The organism is Pseudomonas sp. NPDC087029 (assembly GCF_044745345.1).
Lineage (GTDB): Bacteria > Pseudomonadota > Gammaproteobacteria > Pseudomonadales > Pseudomonadaceae > Aquipseudomonas > Aquipseudomonas faucium.
Genome location: NZ_JBIVAB010000004.1, coordinates 463620 through 480743, shown reverse-complemented (window position 1 = coordinate 480743; position 17124 = coordinate 463620). Strand labels below are relative to the sequence as shown.

Annotated in this window: 15 protein-coding genes and 1 pseudogene; 5 read left to right on the top strand and 11 right to left on the bottom strand. The window is 63.0% G+C overall.

Features of this window, described 5'->3' with window-relative positions; all coding sequences use genetic code 11:
• Window positions 1–199: 199 nt before the first annotated feature.
• The 4 genes from ACIPG5_RS10545 to ACIPG5_RS10530 all read left to right on the top strand — a co-directional run bounded on the left by ACIPG5_RS10545 (window position 200) and on the right by ACIPG5_RS10530 (window position 3725).
• A complete protein-coding gene (locus ACIPG5_RS10545; RefSeq protein WP_401374773.1) occupies window positions 200–1207 on the top strand; it encodes an RHS repeat-associated core domain-containing protein in 1008 nt (335 codons plus the stop codon).
• Window positions 1208–1523: 316 nt separating this feature from the next.
• Window positions 1524–1790 carry a DUF3077 domain-containing protein gene (locus ACIPG5_RS10540; protein WP_401374770.1) on the top strand — a complete coding sequence of 89 codons (267 nt, stop codon included), beginning with the start codon at window positions 1524–1526 and terminating at the stop codon, window positions 1788–1790.
• 146 nt (window positions 1791–1936) lie between these two features.
• A complete protein-coding gene (locus tag ACIPG5_RS10535) occupies window positions 1937–2797 on the top strand; it encodes an RHS repeat-associated core domain-containing protein (protein WP_401374768.1) in 861 nt (286 codons plus the stop codon).
• Between the two features lie 55 nt (window positions 2798–2852).
• A complete protein-coding gene (locus ACIPG5_RS10530) occupies window positions 2853–3725 on the top strand; it encodes an RHS repeat-associated core domain-containing protein (protein WP_401374766.1) in 873 nt (290 codons plus the stop codon).
• 44 nt (window positions 3726–3769) lie between these two features.
• On the opposite strand, the gene fdhA is transcribed toward ACIPG5_RS10530, so the two are convergent.
• The 7 genes from fdhA to ACIPG5_RS10495 all read right to left on the bottom strand — a co-directional run bounded on the left by fdhA (window position 3770) and on the right by ACIPG5_RS10495 (window position 12782).
• Window positions 3770–4969, bottom strand: a complete 1200-nt coding sequence (gene fdhA, locus ACIPG5_RS10525; protein ID WP_401374764.1) for a formaldehyde dehydrogenase, glutathione-independent — start codon at window positions 4967–4969, stop codon at window positions 3770–3772.
• A 239-nt stretch (window positions 4970–5208) separates the two neighbouring features.
• Entirely contained in the window at window positions 5209–6066 is an 858-nt protein-coding gene (gene purU, locus ACIPG5_RS10520) for a formyltetrahydrofolate deformylase (RefSeq protein ID WP_286913370.1), read from the bottom strand.
• 12 nt (window positions 6067–6078) lie between these two features.
• Complete coding sequence (locus tag ACIPG5_RS10515) at window positions 6079–6711, bottom strand: sarcosine oxidase subunit gamma (RefSeq protein WP_176516233.1); 633 nt, start codon at window positions 6709–6711, stop codon at window positions 6079–6081.
• 184 nt (window positions 6712–6895) lie between these two features.
• Window positions 6896–9916, bottom strand: a complete 3021-nt coding sequence (locus tag ACIPG5_RS10510; RefSeq protein ID WP_176516232.1) for a sarcosine oxidase subunit alpha — start codon at window positions 9914–9916, stop codon at window positions 6896–6898.
• The gene (locus ACIPG5_RS10505) at window positions 9913–10248 is read right to left on the bottom strand and encodes a sarcosine oxidase subunit delta (RefSeq protein WP_176516231.1); all 336 of its coding nucleotides are present in this window, start codon (window positions 10246–10248) and stop codon (window positions 9913–9915) included. The genes ACIPG5_RS10510 and ACIPG5_RS10505 overlap by 4 nt, the downstream gene beginning before the upstream one ends.
• A gap of 14 nt (window positions 10249–10262) precedes the next feature.
• Window positions 10263–11513, bottom strand: coding sequence for a sarcosine oxidase subunit beta family protein (locus ACIPG5_RS10500; protein WP_176516230.1), 1251 nt, complete (start codon window positions 11511–11513; stop codon window positions 10263–10265).
• Window positions 11514–11528: 15 nt separating this feature from the next.
• A complete protein-coding gene (locus tag ACIPG5_RS10495) occupies window positions 11529–12782 on the bottom strand; it encodes a serine hydroxymethyltransferase (RefSeq protein ID WP_176516228.1) in 1254 nt (417 codons plus the stop codon).
• 317 nt (window positions 12783–13099) lie between these two features.
• Between ACIPG5_RS10495 and ACIPG5_RS10490 the strand changes: the two genes are divergently transcribed.
• Complete coding sequence (locus ACIPG5_RS10490) at window positions 13100–14140, top strand: low specificity L-threonine aldolase (protein WP_236237017.1); 1041 nt, start codon at window positions 13100–13102, stop codon at window positions 14138–14140.
• 107 nt (window positions 14141–14247) lie between these two features.
• Here ACIPG5_RS10490 and ACIPG5_RS10485 read toward each other — a convergent pair whose 3' ends face one another.
• From ACIPG5_RS10485 to ACIPG5_RS10470, 4 genes and pseudogenes are all read right to left on the bottom strand, one after another.
• Entirely contained in the window at window positions 14248–14976 is a 729-nt protein-coding gene (locus tag ACIPG5_RS10485; protein ID WP_371871979.1) for a methyl-accepting chemotaxis protein, read from the bottom strand.
• A gap of 135 nt (window positions 14977–15111) precedes the next feature.
• Window positions 15112–16140 (bottom strand): annotated as a pseudogene (locus ACIPG5_RS10480) (cache domain-containing protein); the annotation flags it as partial.
• Window positions 16141–16366: 226 nt separating this feature from the next.
• Window positions 16367–16669 carry a cell division protein ZapA gene (locus ACIPG5_RS10475; protein WP_176516222.1) on the bottom strand — a complete coding sequence of 101 codons (303 nt, stop codon included), beginning with the start codon at window positions 16667–16669 and terminating at the stop codon, window positions 16367–16369.
• Entirely contained in the window at window positions 16666–16896 is a 231-nt protein-coding gene (locus ACIPG5_RS10470) for a hypothetical protein (protein WP_176516221.1), read from the bottom strand. Before ACIPG5_RS10470 ends, ACIPG5_RS10475 begins: the two co-directional genes overlap by 4 nt.
• Between the last annotated feature and the right edge of the window lie 228 nt (window positions 16897–17124).

Here is a 17124-nt window from a genome sequence, read left to right as displayed (position 1 = left end):
GCGCAATGGCCAAGGCGCTGCTCGATGATGCCGAGCTTGGAATGATGCACGGATAGGCCCAATGCCGGGGCAAGGGCGCGAGCGAATGCCCCGGCACCTGTTATTTTTGCCAGTTTCATTAATCTGGCGGCTGTTCAAAATGACCCCTGGGACAACGTTTCCATCATCGCTGCAGGGGGCCGAAGCCATGAACAGGTCATTGAACGACACACTGTTCTTCTACCAACGCGACAAGCTCGTCAGCCTAAGACAGGGCAGCCAGCAGCGCGCTATCTTCCGCAATGCCGATATCCCCCTGGCACAATGGCAGACCGGTGAGGCATCGACCTCCGGGTTGCTGGCGGGCGATGACAAGGGTTCCGTCCTGAACGTGCAGTCCAATAATGAATCTCAAGCCCATCTCTATTCAGTGTATGGCCACAACCCCGCGCTGCCTTCACAACAGACGCTTTTGAGCTTCACCGGGCAGCGTTTGCAGCCCGAAGTTTGCGCCTACCTCTTGGGTAATGGCTACCGCGCTTACAGCCCTGGCTTGATGCGCTTTGAGGCACCCGACAGTTGGAGCCCTTTTGGGCGTGGTGGCTTGAATGCCTACAGTTACTGTGCGGGTGATCCGGTCAACAGGACAGACCCTAGCGGCCACATGGTTGGATGGCCGGCACTCAATCGTGCAAGAAGTGCGTCACAACCTACGATGAGTTTTCAAAACGTTAAACCAGCGGGGCTCAAGCGTAGCCAATCACTGCCCAATGTATCCGGAACAACCTCCTTCAACCGGGCCTCTGAAAGCCCCGACCCCTTCGCAAGGATCGGCGAGCCTGATGTTTTTGAATCCATCATCCGCAACTTCACCCTCAATGAGGCAACCGCGTTTGCAAATACCTCAAGGTCAAACAGTAGCTACACCAAACCGATCATTAAAAAATACCTGTCACGCGTGAAGGAAAATGATGCCTCGATGGGTGCCGCCAGAGCAGGTGTATTACCCAGGGTACCCAAGGCTTTTGGTCAAAGCCTGGGCTTGGAGCTAAACCCCTATCTGCGAGAGATAAACTCTCTGCAGTTCTACGGTCTAGGAACAAGCAACATTGCTCAAGAACTGGGCGGTGTCCGAGGTATTCAGAAGCTTTTACGCTTGGACAGAGAAACGGAGGCCCGCGCGCGCCTGGTTCGTAGTGACAGTGTTTACAGCCTCCTGGGGGACTGAAGCTGAGGCAGGGTTGAAATTTGGGCAATTCTGTTGCAACCCAAGTCGCCGGTTTCGATTCTGATGATGGCCACGATGCATGAACTCGAAGCGCTGCGGGAGCTGCTCGAGTCGGCGCTGATCCAGGTGCAGATGCCGGCGGAGCCGCGGACGCTGCACTAGGGTTGAGGCCATGTGTTGCCTGGTCTGGTCTCATCGCCGGCAAGCCGGCTCCCACAGGGAAAGCCTCAGGCCTCAGGCCATGTGCAGGGCCTTGTGGGAGCCGGCTTGCCGGCGATGAGGCCAGGCGATAAAGCACTTTCAGGGAGATCGAACAATGACCACTGACAACACCAAAACCACCGTAGGCAAGACCTTCTTCTTCCAGGCCCAAGGCCAAACCCAACCACTGTTCTGCATCGCCCCTGGCATCCCCTGCCAAAGTGCCCGCGAACAAGCCTCGGAGCTGATGGGCTATGTGCGCGACATGACCCTCACCGGCCTGATGGAAGGCGACCAGCAACTGCTCTGGACCTCCCACTACCTGAGCGCAATGGCCAAGGCGCTGCTCGATGATGCCGAGCTTGGAATGATGCACGGATAGGCCCAATGCCGGGGCAAGGGCGCGAGCGAATGCCCCGGCGGCACCTGTTATTTTTGCCAGTTTCATTAATCTGGCGGCTGTTCAAAATGACCCCTGCGACAACGTTTCCATCATCGCTGCAGGGGGCCGAAGCCATGAGCAGGTCATTGAACGACACACTGTTCTTCTACCAACGCGACAAGCTCGTCAGCCTAAGACAGGGCAGCCAGCAGCGCACCATCTTGCGCAGTGCCGACTTTCCCTTAGCCGAATGGCAGGCCGGGGACACATCGGAAAGAGGGCTACTGGCCATTGATGAAAAAGGCTCTGTGCTCGAGGTCCAGGTGGCAAACGAAGCAGAGCAACACCATTATTCCGCCTATGGCCATGCCCCGAACCTTCCCTCGGCCCTGACATCGCTCAGTTTCACTGGCGAACACTGCTACTTGCGCCTGGGCGCCTATTTATTAGGTAAAGGCCAGCGCGCCTACCACCCAACACTGATGCGATTCTTTTCCCCCGATTATCTAAGCCCTTTTGCAGCAGGCGGGTTGAACGCCTACGGGTATTGCAACGGCGACCCTATAAACCAAATAGACCCATCCGGCACTTCACCGGTTAAGTTCAGAGCGCCCGCTTCCAACGCACCCGTGCAAAAGCCTGCGTACTCTCAGAACGCCGCTATGCAAGCTGCCCAATACACTAGCTCTGCACCACTGGGCGCTAAAAGCGCCTTACCACAGCAACGCCAGCTTGACAGCAAGACGCAGAGCGTTCCTTACCGCCCAACCGATGAACACGCCCGTGCAGAATTAATCATGCGAGAACTTAGCGTCTTAGAACCCACGCGATCCGCACTAATAAAAGAAGTGTCAAAACTTAATGCTGGCATTCTTGAAAAACAAATCATCCATCAATTCGTTCCCCGGCAAGAGAAAACCAAAGTCGCACAGCTTAGAGATAAAATTGACATATTTAGAAAGAAAATCAACGCCTCAAACGATGAATTGAAAAAGATTCGCGGCTAGCGCCTGTAGATAACCCACCCGATACTCGACGTGCAGCACTCAAGGATCCGAAGCCATGAGCAAATCATTGAGCAACACCCAGTTTTTCTACCAAGGCGACAAGCTGATCACCGTCAAACACGGCGACCAGCACCGCGCTATCTTCCGCAATGCCGCGATGCCGCTGGCCGAGGTGCAGGCCGGCGAAGCCTCCAGCGCCGGGCTGCTGGCAACGGACGACAAAGGGTCTGTGCTGCAGGTGGCTAGCGAAGAGGAAGAGGAGTCTCATGCCTATTCAAGTTATGGCCATGACCCCACCTTGCCTTCTCCCCTGACGCTGCTTGGGTTCAATGGCGAGCGTTATGACCACGCTATTACAGGGTCATTGTTAGGCAATGGTTACCGGGGTTTCAACTCGACACTCATGCGCTTTTGCGCGCCTGATAGCTGGGGCCCTTTTTCAGTGGCAGGGCTGAACACTTACTGTTATTGCCTAGGTGATCCTGTCAACCACGTCGACCCGTCAGGCCATATTCGCCTGCCCATGCTGGCAAAAGCCATTACCAAATTTCTTGGACTCCGCCAGCGCCCATTGCCTTTCACCGGTACCAACGCAATGATGGTCATCGTTTCATCCCTACCTCGGCCATCTCGGCAGCGAATGCCCGTCGCGCCAAGCCCAAGGCCAGTGACAGCCCCCCACTCAAGCATTCAGGCACCACAGCAAGCGCTACGGGAGCCCGCTCCCATTCAGCTACCTCGTCAGCCACTTCAAGGCACTGTGCCTCGAGCGCGCCGCTATTCTTCCGACTCCTCGATGTCAACAGACGCTTCAACAGACTCCACACCGACGGGCAGTCGCGCTGCCAGTCCCACCCTCCCCGACTTCGTGCAACATGCACTGGACTTGAGAAGTAGCGCTTACTACAGCCGACGGTTCGATTATTGAAGTGCAAAAAAAACCCCTCATCTGAGGGGTTTTTCTAATTCACATCACGCCGCACTGAAGGTCTTGTGCGGATCGATCACAAACTTCTTCGGCACACCCGCATCGAACTCGCCATACCCTTCCGGCGCCTGATCCAGGCTGATGACCTGCACGCCAACGACTTCAGCGATATTGATGCGATCCCACATGATCGCCTGCATCAGCTGGCGGTTGTACTTCATGGTCGGGGTCTGGCCAGTGTGGAAGCTGTGCGACTTCGCCCAACCCAGGCCGAAGCGGATGCTCAGCGCGCCGATCTTGGCAGCGGCATCGACCGCGCCCGGGTCTTCGGTCACGTACAGGCCCGGGATACCGATGCTGCCGGCAACACGGGTGACTTGCATCAGCGAGTTCAGCACGGTGGCCGGGGCCTCGTGCTTGGCGCCTTCATGGCCATGGCCGCGGGCCTCGAAGCCCACCGCGTCGACCGCGCAATCGACTTCGGGCTCGCCGAGGATGTCGACGATCTGCTCGTGCAGCGGGGTGTCCTTGGACAGGTCAACCACTTCGAAGCCCTGGGCCTTGGCGTGCGCCAGGCGCGCCGGGTTGAGGTCGCCGACGATGACGCAGGCCGCGCCCAGCAGGCGCGCCGAAGCCGCAGCCGCCAAACCGACGGGGCCGGCACCGGCGACGTAAACGGTGCTGCCTGGGCCAACACCAGCGGTGACGGCGCCGTGGTAGCCGGTCGGCAGAATGTCGGACAGGCAGGTCAGGTCGCGGATCTTCTCCATGGCCTTGTCGCGGTCCGGCAGTTTCAGCAGGTTGAAGTCGGCGTAGGGCACCAGCACGTATTCGGCCTGGCCGCCGGTCCAGTCGCCCATGTCGACATAGCCATAGGCACCCCCGGCGCGGGCAGGGTTTACGGTCAGGCACACACCGGTGTGCATCTCTTTGCACGAGCGGCAGCGGCCGCAGGCGACGTTGAACGGTACCGACACCAGGTCACCGATCTTCAGGCGCTCGACATCACGCCCCATCTCGACGATTTCACCGGTGATTTCGTGGCCCAGGACCAGGCCGACCTGGGCCGTGGTGCGGCCGCGGACCATGTGCTGGTCGGAGCCGCAGATGTTGGTGGAGACCACCTTGAGGATGACGCCGTGTTCGATCTTCTTGCCGCGCGGGTCCTGCATTTTCGGGTAGTCGATCTTCTGTACTTCGACCTTGCCAGCGCCGAGATACACCACTCCACGATTGCCAGACATGCTCTTACCTCGCTTGATTTGTATTTATGCAGCGGTGGTTGAACGCGCCGCCATCCGTGGGCGGCATCGGGTACTGGGATGCAGGGAATTGTGGGCCTGATGGGCGATGTCGCAGTGACTGGAAGCGACAGGGAGATACCTTTTTACGGCAGCCCCAAAGGGGTGGGGCCAATCGCCGGCAAGCCGGCTCCCACAGACCTGTGGGAGCCGACTTGCCGGCGATAAGGCCCGAACAGCCTCTACAGAACGACCGTCCGGTTGGCATTGAGAAACACCCGCCGCTCGATGTGATACCCCACCGCCCGCGCCAGGGTCAGGCATTCGATATCCCGCCCCTTGGCAATCAAATCCTCGGGGTAATGGCTGTGGTCCACCACCTCCACGCCCTGGGCGATGATCGGCCCTTCGTCCAGGTCGTTGTTGATGTAGTGCGCGGTCGCCCCGACCATCTTCACGCCCTTGTTGTACGCCTGGTGATAAGGCTTGGCGCCTTTGAACCCGGGCAACAGCGAGTGGTGGATGTTGATTGCCCAGCCATCGAGCCTGCGGCACAGCTCGGGCGACAGCACCTGCATGTAGCGGGCAAGGATCACCAGCTCGGCGCCGCTGTCCTCGATCACCTGCAGCACCTTGCGCTCTTGCGCCGGCTTGTCCTTGGGGTCGAGGGCGAAGTGGTAATAGGGGATCTTGTGCCAGTGCGCCAGGGGTTCGAGGTCGGGGTGGTTGGACACCACCGCGACCACGTCCATGCCCAGCTGGCCGATGCGTTGGCGGTACAGCAAATCGTTCAGGCAGTGGTCGGCCTTGGACACCATGATCACCACCTTGGGGCGGTGGTTCGGGGCGGTCAGCTCGAAGGCCATGCCGAACGCTTCGCTGCGCTCGGCGAGGCCGGCGCGAAAGCCCGCCTCGTCAAAATCGTCCGGCTGGCGGAATTCGACGCGAATGAAGAAGCGCCCCGACTGCCGGTCATCGAAGGAGTGGTGCTCGGTGACGTAGCAGCGCTGCTCGAAGAGGTAACGCGTCACCACGTCGACGGTGCCGAGCATGCTCGGGCAGTCGGCGGTGAGAATCCAGGTATCCGGTGCCCGACTCATGCCATGTTCTCCTTAGGCTTCGATGCTCAGGCCGTACTCGGCCGATGCGTCCTGCAGCCACAGCCACCAGTAGTCGGCGAAGCTGCGGCGAATCACCAGCTCCCAGGTGTCTTCGGCGGTGCGGCGGATCACCAGTTGCGACTTGGCGAACACGGTGCCAACCGCCTTGCCCACCGGGAAGTTGTTCGGGTGCACATCATAGCTGGTGGATTTCATCAGCACCTCGCGCACGTTCGGGCCGCGCAGCTCCAGCAGGCTTTGCCCGCCGCTGACGTTGACCACCTGGATGTGCTGGCCTTCGAGGGCGGCGCGCAGTTTCTGCTCGACGGCGTACTCCTGGCCACCGGGCACGATCAGCAGCCACTCGTCGGGGCCCATCCACTGCAGCGACATCTCGGCGTTGGCGACCACGGTCAGGGCCACTGGCAGCTCCAGGCCCAGGGCCTTGTGCACGCCGGCGGCGAATTGCGGGTCATGGCCGTCGCCGCGCAGGGTCAGGTGGCCGAGGAACTTCTTCTCGCGCAGGGTCACGCCTGCGTTCTTGCGGCCTTTGCCGACCAGGCTGGCCAGGTCGGCGTGGTGCAGTGGCGACTGGGCCTTGGCATCGCTGCCGGGGTTTTGCTGGAAGACGTTGATAGCGCTCATTTCTTACCTGCCTTGAATTCTGGTTCGTCGAAGCGATGCAGACATCTGTCTTGTGGGGCCTTTGCCGGCCTCATCGCTGGCAAGCCAGCTCCCACAGGTACAGCATCAGCCTTCAGATCTGCATCGTTCCTGTGGGAGCCGGCTTGCCGGCGATGGGCCGGCCGGCTCACCACAGGGCCCGGAGTCAAACGTTCTGCCGCTCACCCTTCGGGTCGAAGAACACCGAAGAAACGATCTCGGCCTCGATCACGCTGCCGTCGGCCTGGGGCGAGAACACGCGCTCGCCCATGCGCTTGAGGCCGCCCTTGACCACACCCATGGCGAACGAATAGCCCAGGGAGTTGGCCGCGTAGCTGGAGGTGACGTGGCCGACCATGTCCATCGGGATCGGCTGTTTCGGGTCGAACACCAGCTGGGCACCTTCGGGCAGCCACTGGGTGGGGTTCACAGGCTTGAGGCCCACCAGCTGCTTGCGGTTGTCGCGCACGCAGTCTTCGCGGTTCATGCCGCGCAGGCCGATCCACGAGAACGGCTTGTTGCGGCCCACGCACCAGCTCATGTTGAGGTCGTCCGGGGTCATCGAGCCGTCGGTGTCCTGGCCGACGATGATGAAGCCCTTCTCGGCGCGCAGCACGTGCATGGTCTCGGTGCCATACGGGGTCAGGTTGTACTGCTTGCCCGCCTCGATCACCTTCTCCAGCACGCCCATGGCGTAGTTGGCCTGCACGTTCACTTCGTACGACAGCTCGCCGGTGAACGAGATGCGGAACACCCGGGCCGGTACGCCGGCGACGGTGCCTTCCTTCCAGGTCATGAACGGGAAGGCGTCCTTGTCCAGGTCGATGTCGTCGGTCAGCTCGCCAAGCAGCTTGCGGCTGTTGGGGCCGGACAGGGTCAGGGTGGCCCAGTGGTCGGTGACCGAGGTGAAGTACACCTTCATCTCTGGCCATTCGGTCTGGTGGTACAGCTCCAGCCACTGCAGCACGCGGGCGGCGCCGCCGGTGGTGGTGGTCATGTAGAAGTGGTTGTCGCCGACGCAGGCGGTCACGCCGTCGTCGAAGACCATGCCGTCTTCCTTGCACATCAGGCCGTAGCGGGCCTTGCCCACGTCGAGCTTGGTCCAGGCGTTGCTGTAGATGCGGTTGAGGAATTCGCGCGCGTCCGGGCCCTGGATGTCGATCTTGCCCAGGGTCGAGGCGTCGAGCAGGCCCACGCTGTCGCGCACGGCCTTGCATTCACGGGCCACGGCGCCATGGATGTCTTCACCGGCCTTGGGGAAGTACCACGGGCGCTTCCACTGGCCGACGTCTTCGAACTCGGCGCCGTTCTTCACGTGCCAGGCATGCAGGGCGGTGAAGCGCACCGGCTCGAACAGGTGGCCGCAGTGGCGCCCGGCGACAGCGCCGAAGGTCACCGGGGTGTAGTTGGGGCGGAACATGGTGGTGCCCATTTCCGGGATGCTGATCCCCAGCGAGCGGGCGGCGATGGCCAGGCCGTTGATGTTGCCCAGCTTGCCCTGGTCGGTGCCAAAGCCCAGCGCGGTGTAGCGCTTGACGTGCTCGACCGACTCGAAGCCCTCGCGGGTCGCCAGCTCGATGGCGGCGGCGGTGACGTCGTTCTGCTGGTCGACGAACTGCTTCGGCGCGCGGGCGGTGCCTTTGTCGTGCGGCACCTGGAACAGCGCCACGGTGGCCTCTTCCTTGCGCTGCACAGCTTTGGGCAGGGCGCCGGCGGTGGCTTTGAAACCGGCTTCGGTGGCTGCGCGCACGCCGCCTTCGAAACCATCGGCAATCACCTCACCCAGGGCGTAGACGCCATTCACGCCGCCCACGCACACACGCTTTTGCGGTGCATCGCCCGGCACGAAGCCGAGGATGTCTTCACGCCACACCGGGCGGCCGCCCAGGTGCGAGGCCAGGTGAACCACCGGGCTGTAGCCGCCGGAGGTGGCGATCAGGTCGCAGTCCAGGGTTTCCCCTGGGCTGGTGACTTTGTGCGCCTGCACATCGATGGCGGCCACGCGGGCGCCGGTCACGTGCTTGCTGCCCTTGGCCTCGACCACCGCGCTGGAGGTGAGGATGCGGATGCCTTTGGCACGCGCTTCTTCAACCAGCGAGCCGCGCGGGTTGTGGCGCGCATCGGCGATGGCCACCACTTGCAGGCCGGCGTCGTGCCAGTCCAGCGCGCAGCGGTAGGCGTGGTCGTTGTTGGTCGACAGCACCAGCTTGCGGCCCGGGGCCACGCCATAGCGGCGCACGTAGGTGGAAACGGCACCGGCCAGCATGTTGCCCGGCAGGTCGTTGTTGCCATACACCAGCGGCCGCTCGTGGGCGCCGGCGGCCAGTACCACGCGGCCGGCACGCACGCGGTGCACGCGCTGGCGTACCTGGCCGATCGGGGCGCGGTCGCCGAGGTGATCGGTGAGGCGCTCGTGGATGGTCAGGAAGTTGTGGTCGTGGTAGCCGTTGACCGTGGCGCGGGGCAGCAGGGTCACTTCCGGCAGGCTTTCCAGCTCCTTGACCACCGCGTTGACCCAGTCGGCAGCAGGCTTGCCGTCGAGGGTTTCGCGGGAGTCGAGCAGGCTGCCGCCGAACTCTTCCTGCTCATCGGCCAGGATCACCCGGGCACCGCTGCGTGCGGCGGCCAGGGCGGCGGCCAGGCCCGCAGGGCCGGCGCCGACGATCAGCACGTCGCAGTGCTGGTTCATGTAGTCGTAGCTGTCCGGGTCGTTCTGCAGCGGCGCACGGCCCAGGCCTGCGGCTTTGCGGATGTACTTCTCGTAAGTCATCCAGAACGACTTGGGGTACATGAAGGTTTTGTAGTAGAAGCCCGGCGGCATCATGCTGCCGCCGACCTTGCCCAGGATGCCCATCACGTCGTTGTTGACGTTCGGCCAGCCGTTGGTGCTGGTGGCGACCAGGCCTGCGTACAGCGCCTGCTGGGTGGCGCGCACGTTGGGGATCTGGGTGGCTTCGCTGGAGCCGATCTGCAAGATGGCGTTCGGCTCTTCGGTACCGGCGGCGATGATGCCGCGCGGGCGCGAGTACTTGAAGCTGCGCCCGACGATGTCGACGCCGTTGGCCAGCAACGCGGCGGCCAGGCTGTCACCGGCATAGCCCTGGTAGGTCTTGCCGTTGAAGCTGAAGTTCAGGACCTTGCTGCGGTCGATGCGCCCGCCGCTGGCGAGGCGATAGGTCTGGCTCATACTTTTTCCCCTTGGCCCTTGACGGTCGACGGTGCGGCGCTCTGCTTGCCGGCGGCGGTCACTTGCGGCTTCTCGCCAATCTTGTAGGTTTCCAGAATTTCGTAGGTCACGGTGTCGCGGGTGACGTTGAAGTACTGACGGCAGCCGGCAACGTGGTCCCACAGTTCATGGTGGATGCCGCGCGGGTTGTCGCGGAAGAACATGTAGGTGCCCCACTCTTCGTCGGAGCAGGCGTTGGGGTCCAGCGGGCGGGCGATGTGCGCCTGGCCAGAGGCGTGAAACTCTTCTTCGGAGCGCAGCTCGCCGCAGTGGGGACAGAAAATATGCAACATGACGGTGGCTCCGGTTAGTGGGCGACGGCGGCAGCGCCGTGTTCGTCGATCAGTGCGCCGTTGTAGAAACGGTCCATGGAGAACGGCGCGGCCAGCGGGTGCATCTCGCCCTTGGCCAGGCTCGCGGCGAAGACGTTGCCCGAGCCCGGGGTCGCCTTGAAGCCGCCGGTGCCCCAGCCGCAGTTGAAGAACATGTTCTTCACCGGGGTCTTGGAGATGATCGGGCAGGCGTCCGGCGAGGTGTCGACGATGCCGCCCCACTGGCGGTTCATGCGCACCCGCGAGAGGTTCGGGAACATCTCGACGATGGCCTGCAGGGTGTGCTCGATCACCGGGTACGAACCGCGCTGGCCGTAGCCGACCCAGCCGTCGATGCCGGCGCCGATCACCAGGTCGCCCTTGTCGGACTGGCTGATGTAGCCGTGCACGGCGTTGGACATGATCACGCTGTCGATGATCGGCTTGATCGGCTCGGACACCAGTGCCTGCAGCGGGTGCGATTCGAGTGGCAGGCGAAAGCCCGCCAGGCGCGCCATGTGCCCGGAGTTACCCGCGGTGACCACGCCGACGCGCTTGGCGCCGATGAAGCCCTTGTTGGTTTCAACGCCAATGACCGCGCCGTTTTCCTTGCGAAAACCGATCACTTCGGTTTGCTGGATCAGGTCCACGCCCAGGGCGTCGGCGGCGCGGGCGAAGCCCCAGGCCACGGCATCGTGGCGGGCCACGCCGCCACGGCGCTGCACGGTGGCGCCGAGGATCGGGTAGCGGGTGTTCTTGGAGCAGTCCAGGTACGGGATTTCAGCCGCGACCTGGGCGGTGTTGAGCAGCTCGCCGTCCACGCCATTGAGGCGGTTGGCGCTGACGCGGCGCTCGGAGTCACGCATGTCCTGCAGGGTGTGGCACAGGTTGTAGACGCCGCGCTGGGAGAACATCACGTTGTAGTTGAGGTCCTGGGACAGGCCCTCCCACAGCTTCATGGCGTGCTCGTACAGGTGCGCCGACTCGTCCCACAGGTAGTTGGAACGCACGATGGTGGTGTTGCGGGCGGTGTTGCCGCCGCCCAGGTAACCCTTCTCGATCACCGCGACGTTGGTGATGCCGTGCTCCTTGGCCAGGTAGTAGGCCGTGGCCAGGCCATGGCCGCCACCGCCGACGATGACCACGTCGTAGACCTTCTTGGGGGTCGGCGTGCGCCACATGCGCTGCCAGTTTTCGTGGTGGCTGAGGGAGTGCTTGAGGAGGCCGAAGCCCGAATAGCGTTGCATGGTCGTCTGCTCCACTCAGCGGTAAACAGGGAAGTCGGCGCACAGCGCAGCGACGTTCTTCGCCACATCGGCTTCGACGTCGGCATCGCCGAGGTTGTCGAGCACGTCGCAGATCCAGCCGGCCAGGGCGGTGCACTGGGCAACCTTGAAGCCGCGGGTGGTGACGGCCGGGGTGCCGATGCGCAGGCCCGAGGTAACGAACGGCGACTGCGGGTCGTTGGGTACGGCGTTCTTGTTGACGGTGATGTGCGCGCGGCCCAGGGCGGCGTCGGCATCTTTGCCGGTCAGGCCTTGGCGAATCAGGCTGACCAGGAATAGGTGGTTGTCGGTGCCGCCGGAGACCACGTCGTAGCCGCGGTCGATGAACACCTGGGCCATGGCCTGGGCGTTTTCGATCACTTGTTTCTGGTAGGCCTTGAAGCCGGGCTCCAGCGCTTCCTTGAAGCACACGGCCTTGGCGGCGATCACGTGCATCAGCGGGCCGCCCTGGGCGCCAGGGAATACCGCAGCGTTGAGTTTCTTCTCGATCTCTTCGTTGGCCTTGGCCAGGATCAGGCCGCCGCGTGGGCCGCGCAGGGTCTTGTGGGTGGTGGTGGTGACCACGTCGGCGAACGGAATCGGGTTGGGGTACAGGCCGGCGGCGACCAGGCCAGCGACGTGGGCCATGTCGACGAAGAGCAAGGCGCCTACCTTGTCGGCGATGGCGCGAAAGCGTGGGAAATCGAGGGTCTTGGAGTAGGCCGAGAAGCCGGCGACGATCATCTTCGGCTTGTGCTCGACGGCCAGGCGCTCGACTTCGTCGTAGTCGATCAGGCCGGTGTTGGTGTCGATGCCGTACTGCACGGCGTTGTACAGCTTGCCCGAGGACGACACCTTGGCGCCGTGGGTCAGGTGGCCGCCGTGGGCCAGGCTCATGCCCAGGATGGTGTCGCCGGCCTGCAGCAGGGCCAGGTACACCGCGCCGTTGGCCGAGGAGCCGGAGTGCGGCTGGACGTTGGCGTAGTCGGCGCCGAACAGCTGCTTGGCGCGCTCGATGGCCAGCGCCTCGACCTTGTCGACGTGCTCGCAACCGCCGTAGTAGCGCTTGCCCGGGTAGCCTTCGGCGTACTTGTTGGTCAGGCCGCTGCCCTGGGCCTGCATTACGCGCTTGCTGGTGTAGTTCTCCGAGGCGATCAGCTCGATGTGATCTTCCTGGCGCTGTTCTTCGGCATTCATCGCCGCCAGCAGTGCGTCGTCATAACCCTGGATCTGGTCTTGCTTGCTGAACATCATGTTTCTCCCGGCAGCGATCTGTTCTTGTCTGTAAGGCACTGTGGCCCTTTGTGGCGATGGTATGACTGGCCGGGGTGGGTCAGATGCCTGCGCACGCCTTGCAATGGCGCGTTTACGACATTGGCTTTGGGGTTGTTCACCCTGGCCCCATCGCCGGCAAGCCGGCTCCCACAGGTACAGCGCTGCACTCGAAGGCAGTGGTTTGCCCTGTGGGAGCCGGCTTGCCGGCGATAGGGCCCATGAAGTGGGTTGTATAGGCAACCGTTTCAGCAATGGTTTAGAGTGCGCTTCTGCGTCGTTCACAGGACCGTGCCATGACAGACAAGAGCCAACAATTCGCCAGCGACAACTATTCCGGCATCTGCCCCGAAGCCTGGGCCGCAATGGCAAAGGCCAACACCGGCCACGAACGCGCCTACGGCGACGACCAGTGGACCGAGCGCGCCTCGGAGTACTTTCGCAAACTGTTCGAAACCGACTGCGAGGTGTTCTTCGCCTTCAACGGCACCGCCGCCAACTCGCTAGCCCTGGCCTCGCTGTGCCAGAGCTACCACAGCGTGATCTGCTCGGAGACCGCCCACGTCGAGACCGACGAATGCGGCGCGCCGGAGTTCTTCTCCAACGGCTCCAAGCTGCTGACCGCGCCCAGCGTCAACGGCAAGCTGACGCCCGAATCGATCCGCGAAGTGGCGCTCAAGCGCCAGGACATCCACTACCCCAAGCCGCGTGTGGTCACCCTCACCCAGGCCACCGAAGTGGGCACCGTGTACCGCCCCGACGAGCTCAAGGCGATCAGCGCCACCTGCAAGGAGCTGGGCCTGAACCTGCACATGGACGGCGCGCGCTTCAGCAATGCCTGCTCGTTCCTGGGCTGCAGCCCGGCCGAGCTGACCTGGAAGGCCGGCGTCGATGTGCTGTGCTTTGGCGGCACCAAGAACGGCATGGCGGTGGGCGAGGCGATCCTGTTCTTCAATCGCGACCTGGCCGATGACTTCGACTACCGCTGCAAGCAGGCCGGGCAGCTGGCGTCGAAGATGCGCTTCCTGTCCGCGCCGTGGGTGGGGTTGCTGGAGGATGACGCCTGGCTGCGCCATGGCGCCCACGCCAACCGCTGCGCGCAGTTGCTGGCGTCGTTGGTGAGCGATCTGCCGGGGGTGCAGTTGATGTTCCCGGTGGAGGCCAACGGGGTGTTCCTGCAGATGCCGGAGCCGGCGATCGAGGCACTGCGTGGCAAGGGCTGGCGCTTCTATACCTTCATCGGCAGCGGCGGGGCGCGGTTCATGTGCTCGTGGGATACCGAGGAAGCCAGGGTGCGCGAGCTGGCGGCGGATATCCGCGCCATCATCGGCGCCTGACAGATCGCAATCGCCGGCAAGCCGGCTCCCACAGGTACCGCGCTGCACGCGAAGGCAGTGGTTTGCCCTGTGGGAGCCGGCTTGCCGGCGATAGGGCCACCACCGATCTAAAGCCTGAAGCCCCCCATCTGTCGCGCAAGATCATCCGCCAACCCACGCAGCGCCTTACACTCCTCGCGGCACCCCTGTACTTCCGCCGCCGTTTCCCGCGCCAGATCGGATATCCCCTGCACCGTGCGGTTGATTTCCTCGGTCACCGCCGACTGCTCTTCGGTCGCCGTGGCCACCTGGTGGTTCATGTCGCTGATGTGCTCCACCTGATCGGTGATCGCGCCCAACGATGAGCCGGTGCGCTGGCTGAACTCCACGCCACTGCCCGTGGCCTGCTGCCCCGCCTGCATCGATGTCACCGCCGACCCCGCGCCCTGCTTGAGCCGCTGGATCATCTGCTGCACCTCATCGGTAGACAGCTGCGTGCGCCGGGCCAGGGTGCGCACCTCATCGGCAACCACGGCAAAGCCTCGGCCCATTTCCCCTGCCCTTGCGGCCTCGATCGCGGCATTGAGCGCCAGCAGGTTGGTCTGCTCGGAAATACTGCGGATCACCGCCAGCACCTCATCGATCGAGGCCACTTCACCGGCCAGCTGGCCGACCGCATCCGCCGCCTTGCCGATGTCGCCCGACATGCCTTCGATGCCCTGGATCGAGCGCTGCACCACATCGCGCGCCTGCAGCGCTTCGTCACGCGCCGCTTGCGAGGCTTGCGCGGCATCGCCGGCATTACGTGCAATTTCCTGCACGGTCAGGCCCATCTCGTGCACGGCAGTGGCGACCATCTCGGTCATTTCCTGCTGCCGGCCCGAGCGCTCGGCCGTGTTGTCCACTACCTGGGTCACCTGCTCGACGGCAACGTGCAGGCGCTCGGTGGTGCTCAGCACTTCGCCGATCAGGCCGCGCTGGCTGTCGAGAAAGCGGTTGAAGCCGCGGGCCAGGTCGCCCAGTTCATCCTGGCGAGAATCATCCAGGCGATGGCTGAGGTCACCCGCGCCGCTGCCGATCTGCACCAGCGCCGCCGTGACCCGGCGGATCGGCTTCACCAAGCCGCGCGCCAGCCATACCACCAGCAGCAGCGAGAGCAGCGCCACGGCGCCGCCGATCAAGGTGGTCAGCCACAGCGCCTGGTGCATCTGCGCGTAGATTTCCGCCTCCGGCACCTCGGCGACCAGGGTCCAGTTCAAATCGCGCAGGGGCAGGCCCAGGGCAAGATAGGCCTCGCCGTCGCGCTCGAAGCGGTTGCTGCGCAAGGTCTGGTCGCCGGTGAGCAGCGCCTGGGCGGCGGGTGCGTCGAGCTGCTCGGCCAGTTGCCGCTTGCCACTCAAGGCAGGGTCGGGGTGCACCTGGATCAGCCCGTCGTTGCGCACCAAAAAGACCTTGCCACGCTCGCCGAAGCTGAAGTCGTGGATCAGCTTCGACAGCTCGCTCATGCGCAGGCCCATGCCCGCCACGCCCACCAGCTTGCCGTCCTTTTCCACGCGGTAATTGATGAACAGCGCAAGCTCGCCTGTGGAGCCATCGATGTCGATGTTGAGCACGCGCTCGGCACCGCTGTCGATGTAGCGGTAGAACCAGCTGTCGTGGGGGTTTTCGCGGCTGAGGGTGCGGTCGAGGCCTTTCTCGTTGTAGTAATGGCCCGTTTCGGTCGCGGCGAACATGGTCGTAAAGGCGTGGTTGCGTTGCCTGGCGGCTTCAAGGTACTCGATGAAGCGGGAGCGCTCGGCGGCGTCTTCGCCGGCTGCCAGCCAGTCGCGCAGCAGGGTGTTGCCACCAATGTCGGCGGCGGCCACCAAAGGCTGGCCGAGCATGCGTTCGATGTCGTTGCGGATGGCTTCGACGCTGGCCGGTAGCGCCGTGTCGAGCAGATAACGTTCGGTCAGGCGGTTGAGCGCCACCGTGAAAATCACCACCACCACCAAGATGCTCGCCAGCAGGGCAGCGCCCATGCTCGCGATCAACTGCCACTGGATGCTTTTACGCCAGATCCGCATGCCCCACTCCCCGTTAATTATTGTTTTACGGAAAGTGTATACACTTGAGTATCCAGTTATTCCAGTGATCTGCAGCAAACAAGTGCACCTTGTAGGAGCGGATTTATCCGCGATGCGGTAGTGAGTCCACTGACGCAATCGCGGATGAATCCGCTCCTACAAGGCCGATGTCGTGTGCTGGTTATTGTTCGGCGATGGTCCGAACGATAGCGTCCACCGTGGCGTCGATCTGCGCCTGGGTCCGCTCGAGGGTCTGCTGGTGTTCCTGCTGCAGTTCGACCTGCTTGGAACACAAGTTGAGGGCGGCCAGTACCAGCAGCTTGTCGCCGATCAGGCTCGGGTACTGACGCTTGGTCTCGGCCAGGGCGGTGTTGAGCATCCGCACTGCCTGCGCCAGGGTTTCTTCCTGGCCTTCAGGCGCCTTGATCGAATAGTCGCTGCCGAGGATCGACACGACATTGATCGGCTGCGCTTGCAGTCTCATGCGCCGACGACACCTGCGCTGGCGCGGTCAACCAGCGCCTGGATACGGGCAGCGGTCGCGCCGTGCTTTTCTTCCTGCTCCATCAGCGACAGCTGCAGGGTCTCGTTTTCTTCCTTGGCCTGGGCCAGTTCCTGGCCGAGGGAGGTGTTCTGCTCGGTGAGTTGAGCGTTTTTCTGCATCAGGTCGCTGACCAGTTGCTCGAGTTGATTCAGGGAAGCTTCCAGCATGGGGATATCTCGGGTTGTTGCAAAGGGCGCACACGATAAAGAAAAGTGTGAGCCATCGCCATTAAATAACGGATTCTCAAGGTTTCTTACCGCGAGATTGACAGGGTAACCGGCGCCTTGTTCCGACTTGGGTCAACCGCCGGTCAGGTAAATAGATAGCTGCCTCACAATTTTCGCCGCGCGCACTCAAGACTCACCGGTCACGACCGATAGCCCAGGTACGTCTTA

Excerpts from the sequence above, each read along its gene's own strand:
- purU (WP_286913370.1), bottom strand. The coding sequence starts at position 6,066 with ATGAGTCGGGCACCGGATACCTGGATTCTCACCGCCGACTGCCCGAGC.
- ACIPG5_RS10485 (WP_371871979.1), bottom strand. The coding sequence starts at position 14,976 with ATGGTCGCCACTGCCGTGCACGAGATGGGCCTGACCGTGCAGGAAATT.
- ACIPG5_RS10490 (WP_236237017.1), top strand. The coding sequence starts at position 13,100 with ATGACAGACAAGAGCCAACAATTCGCCAGCGACAACTATTCCGGCATC.
- ACIPG5_RS10515 (WP_176516233.1), bottom strand. The coding sequence starts at position 6,711 with ATGAGCGCTATCAACGTCTTCCAGCAAAACCCCGGCAGCGATGCCAAG.
- ACIPG5_RS10495 (WP_176516228.1), bottom strand. The coding sequence starts at position 12,782 with ATGTTCAGCAAGCAAGACCAGATCCAGGGTTATGACGACGCACTGCTG.
- ACIPG5_RS10510 (WP_176516232.1), bottom strand. The coding sequence starts at position 9,916 with ATGAGCCAGACCTATCGCCTCGCCAGCGGCGGGCGCATCGACCGCAGC.
- ACIPG5_RS10505 (WP_176516231.1), bottom strand. The coding sequence starts at position 10,248 with ATGTTGCATATTTTCTGTCCCCACTGCGGCGAGCTGCGCTCCGAAGAA.
- ACIPG5_RS10470 (WP_176516221.1), bottom strand. The coding sequence starts at position 16,896 with ATGCTGGAAGCTTCCCTGAATCAACTCGAGCAACTGGTCAGCGACCTG.
- ACIPG5_RS10540 (WP_401374770.1), top strand. The coding sequence starts at position 1,524 with ATGACCACTGACAACACCAAAACCACCGTAGGCAAGACCTTCTTCTTC.
- ACIPG5_RS10475 (WP_176516222.1), bottom strand. The coding sequence starts at position 16,669 with ATGAGACTGCAAGCGCAGCCGATCAATGTCGTGTCGATCCTCGGCAGC.
- ACIPG5_RS10530 (WP_401374766.1), top strand. The coding sequence starts at position 2,853 with ATGAGCAAATCATTGAGCAACACCCAGTTTTTCTACCAAGGCGACAAG.
- ACIPG5_RS10500 (WP_176516230.1), bottom strand. The coding sequence starts at position 11,513 with ATGCAACGCTATTCGGGCTTCGGCCTCCTCAAGCACTCCCTCAGCCAC.
- fdhA (WP_401374764.1), bottom strand. The coding sequence starts at position 4,969 with ATGTCTGGCAATCGTGGAGTGGTGTATCTCGGCGCTGGCAAGGTCGAA.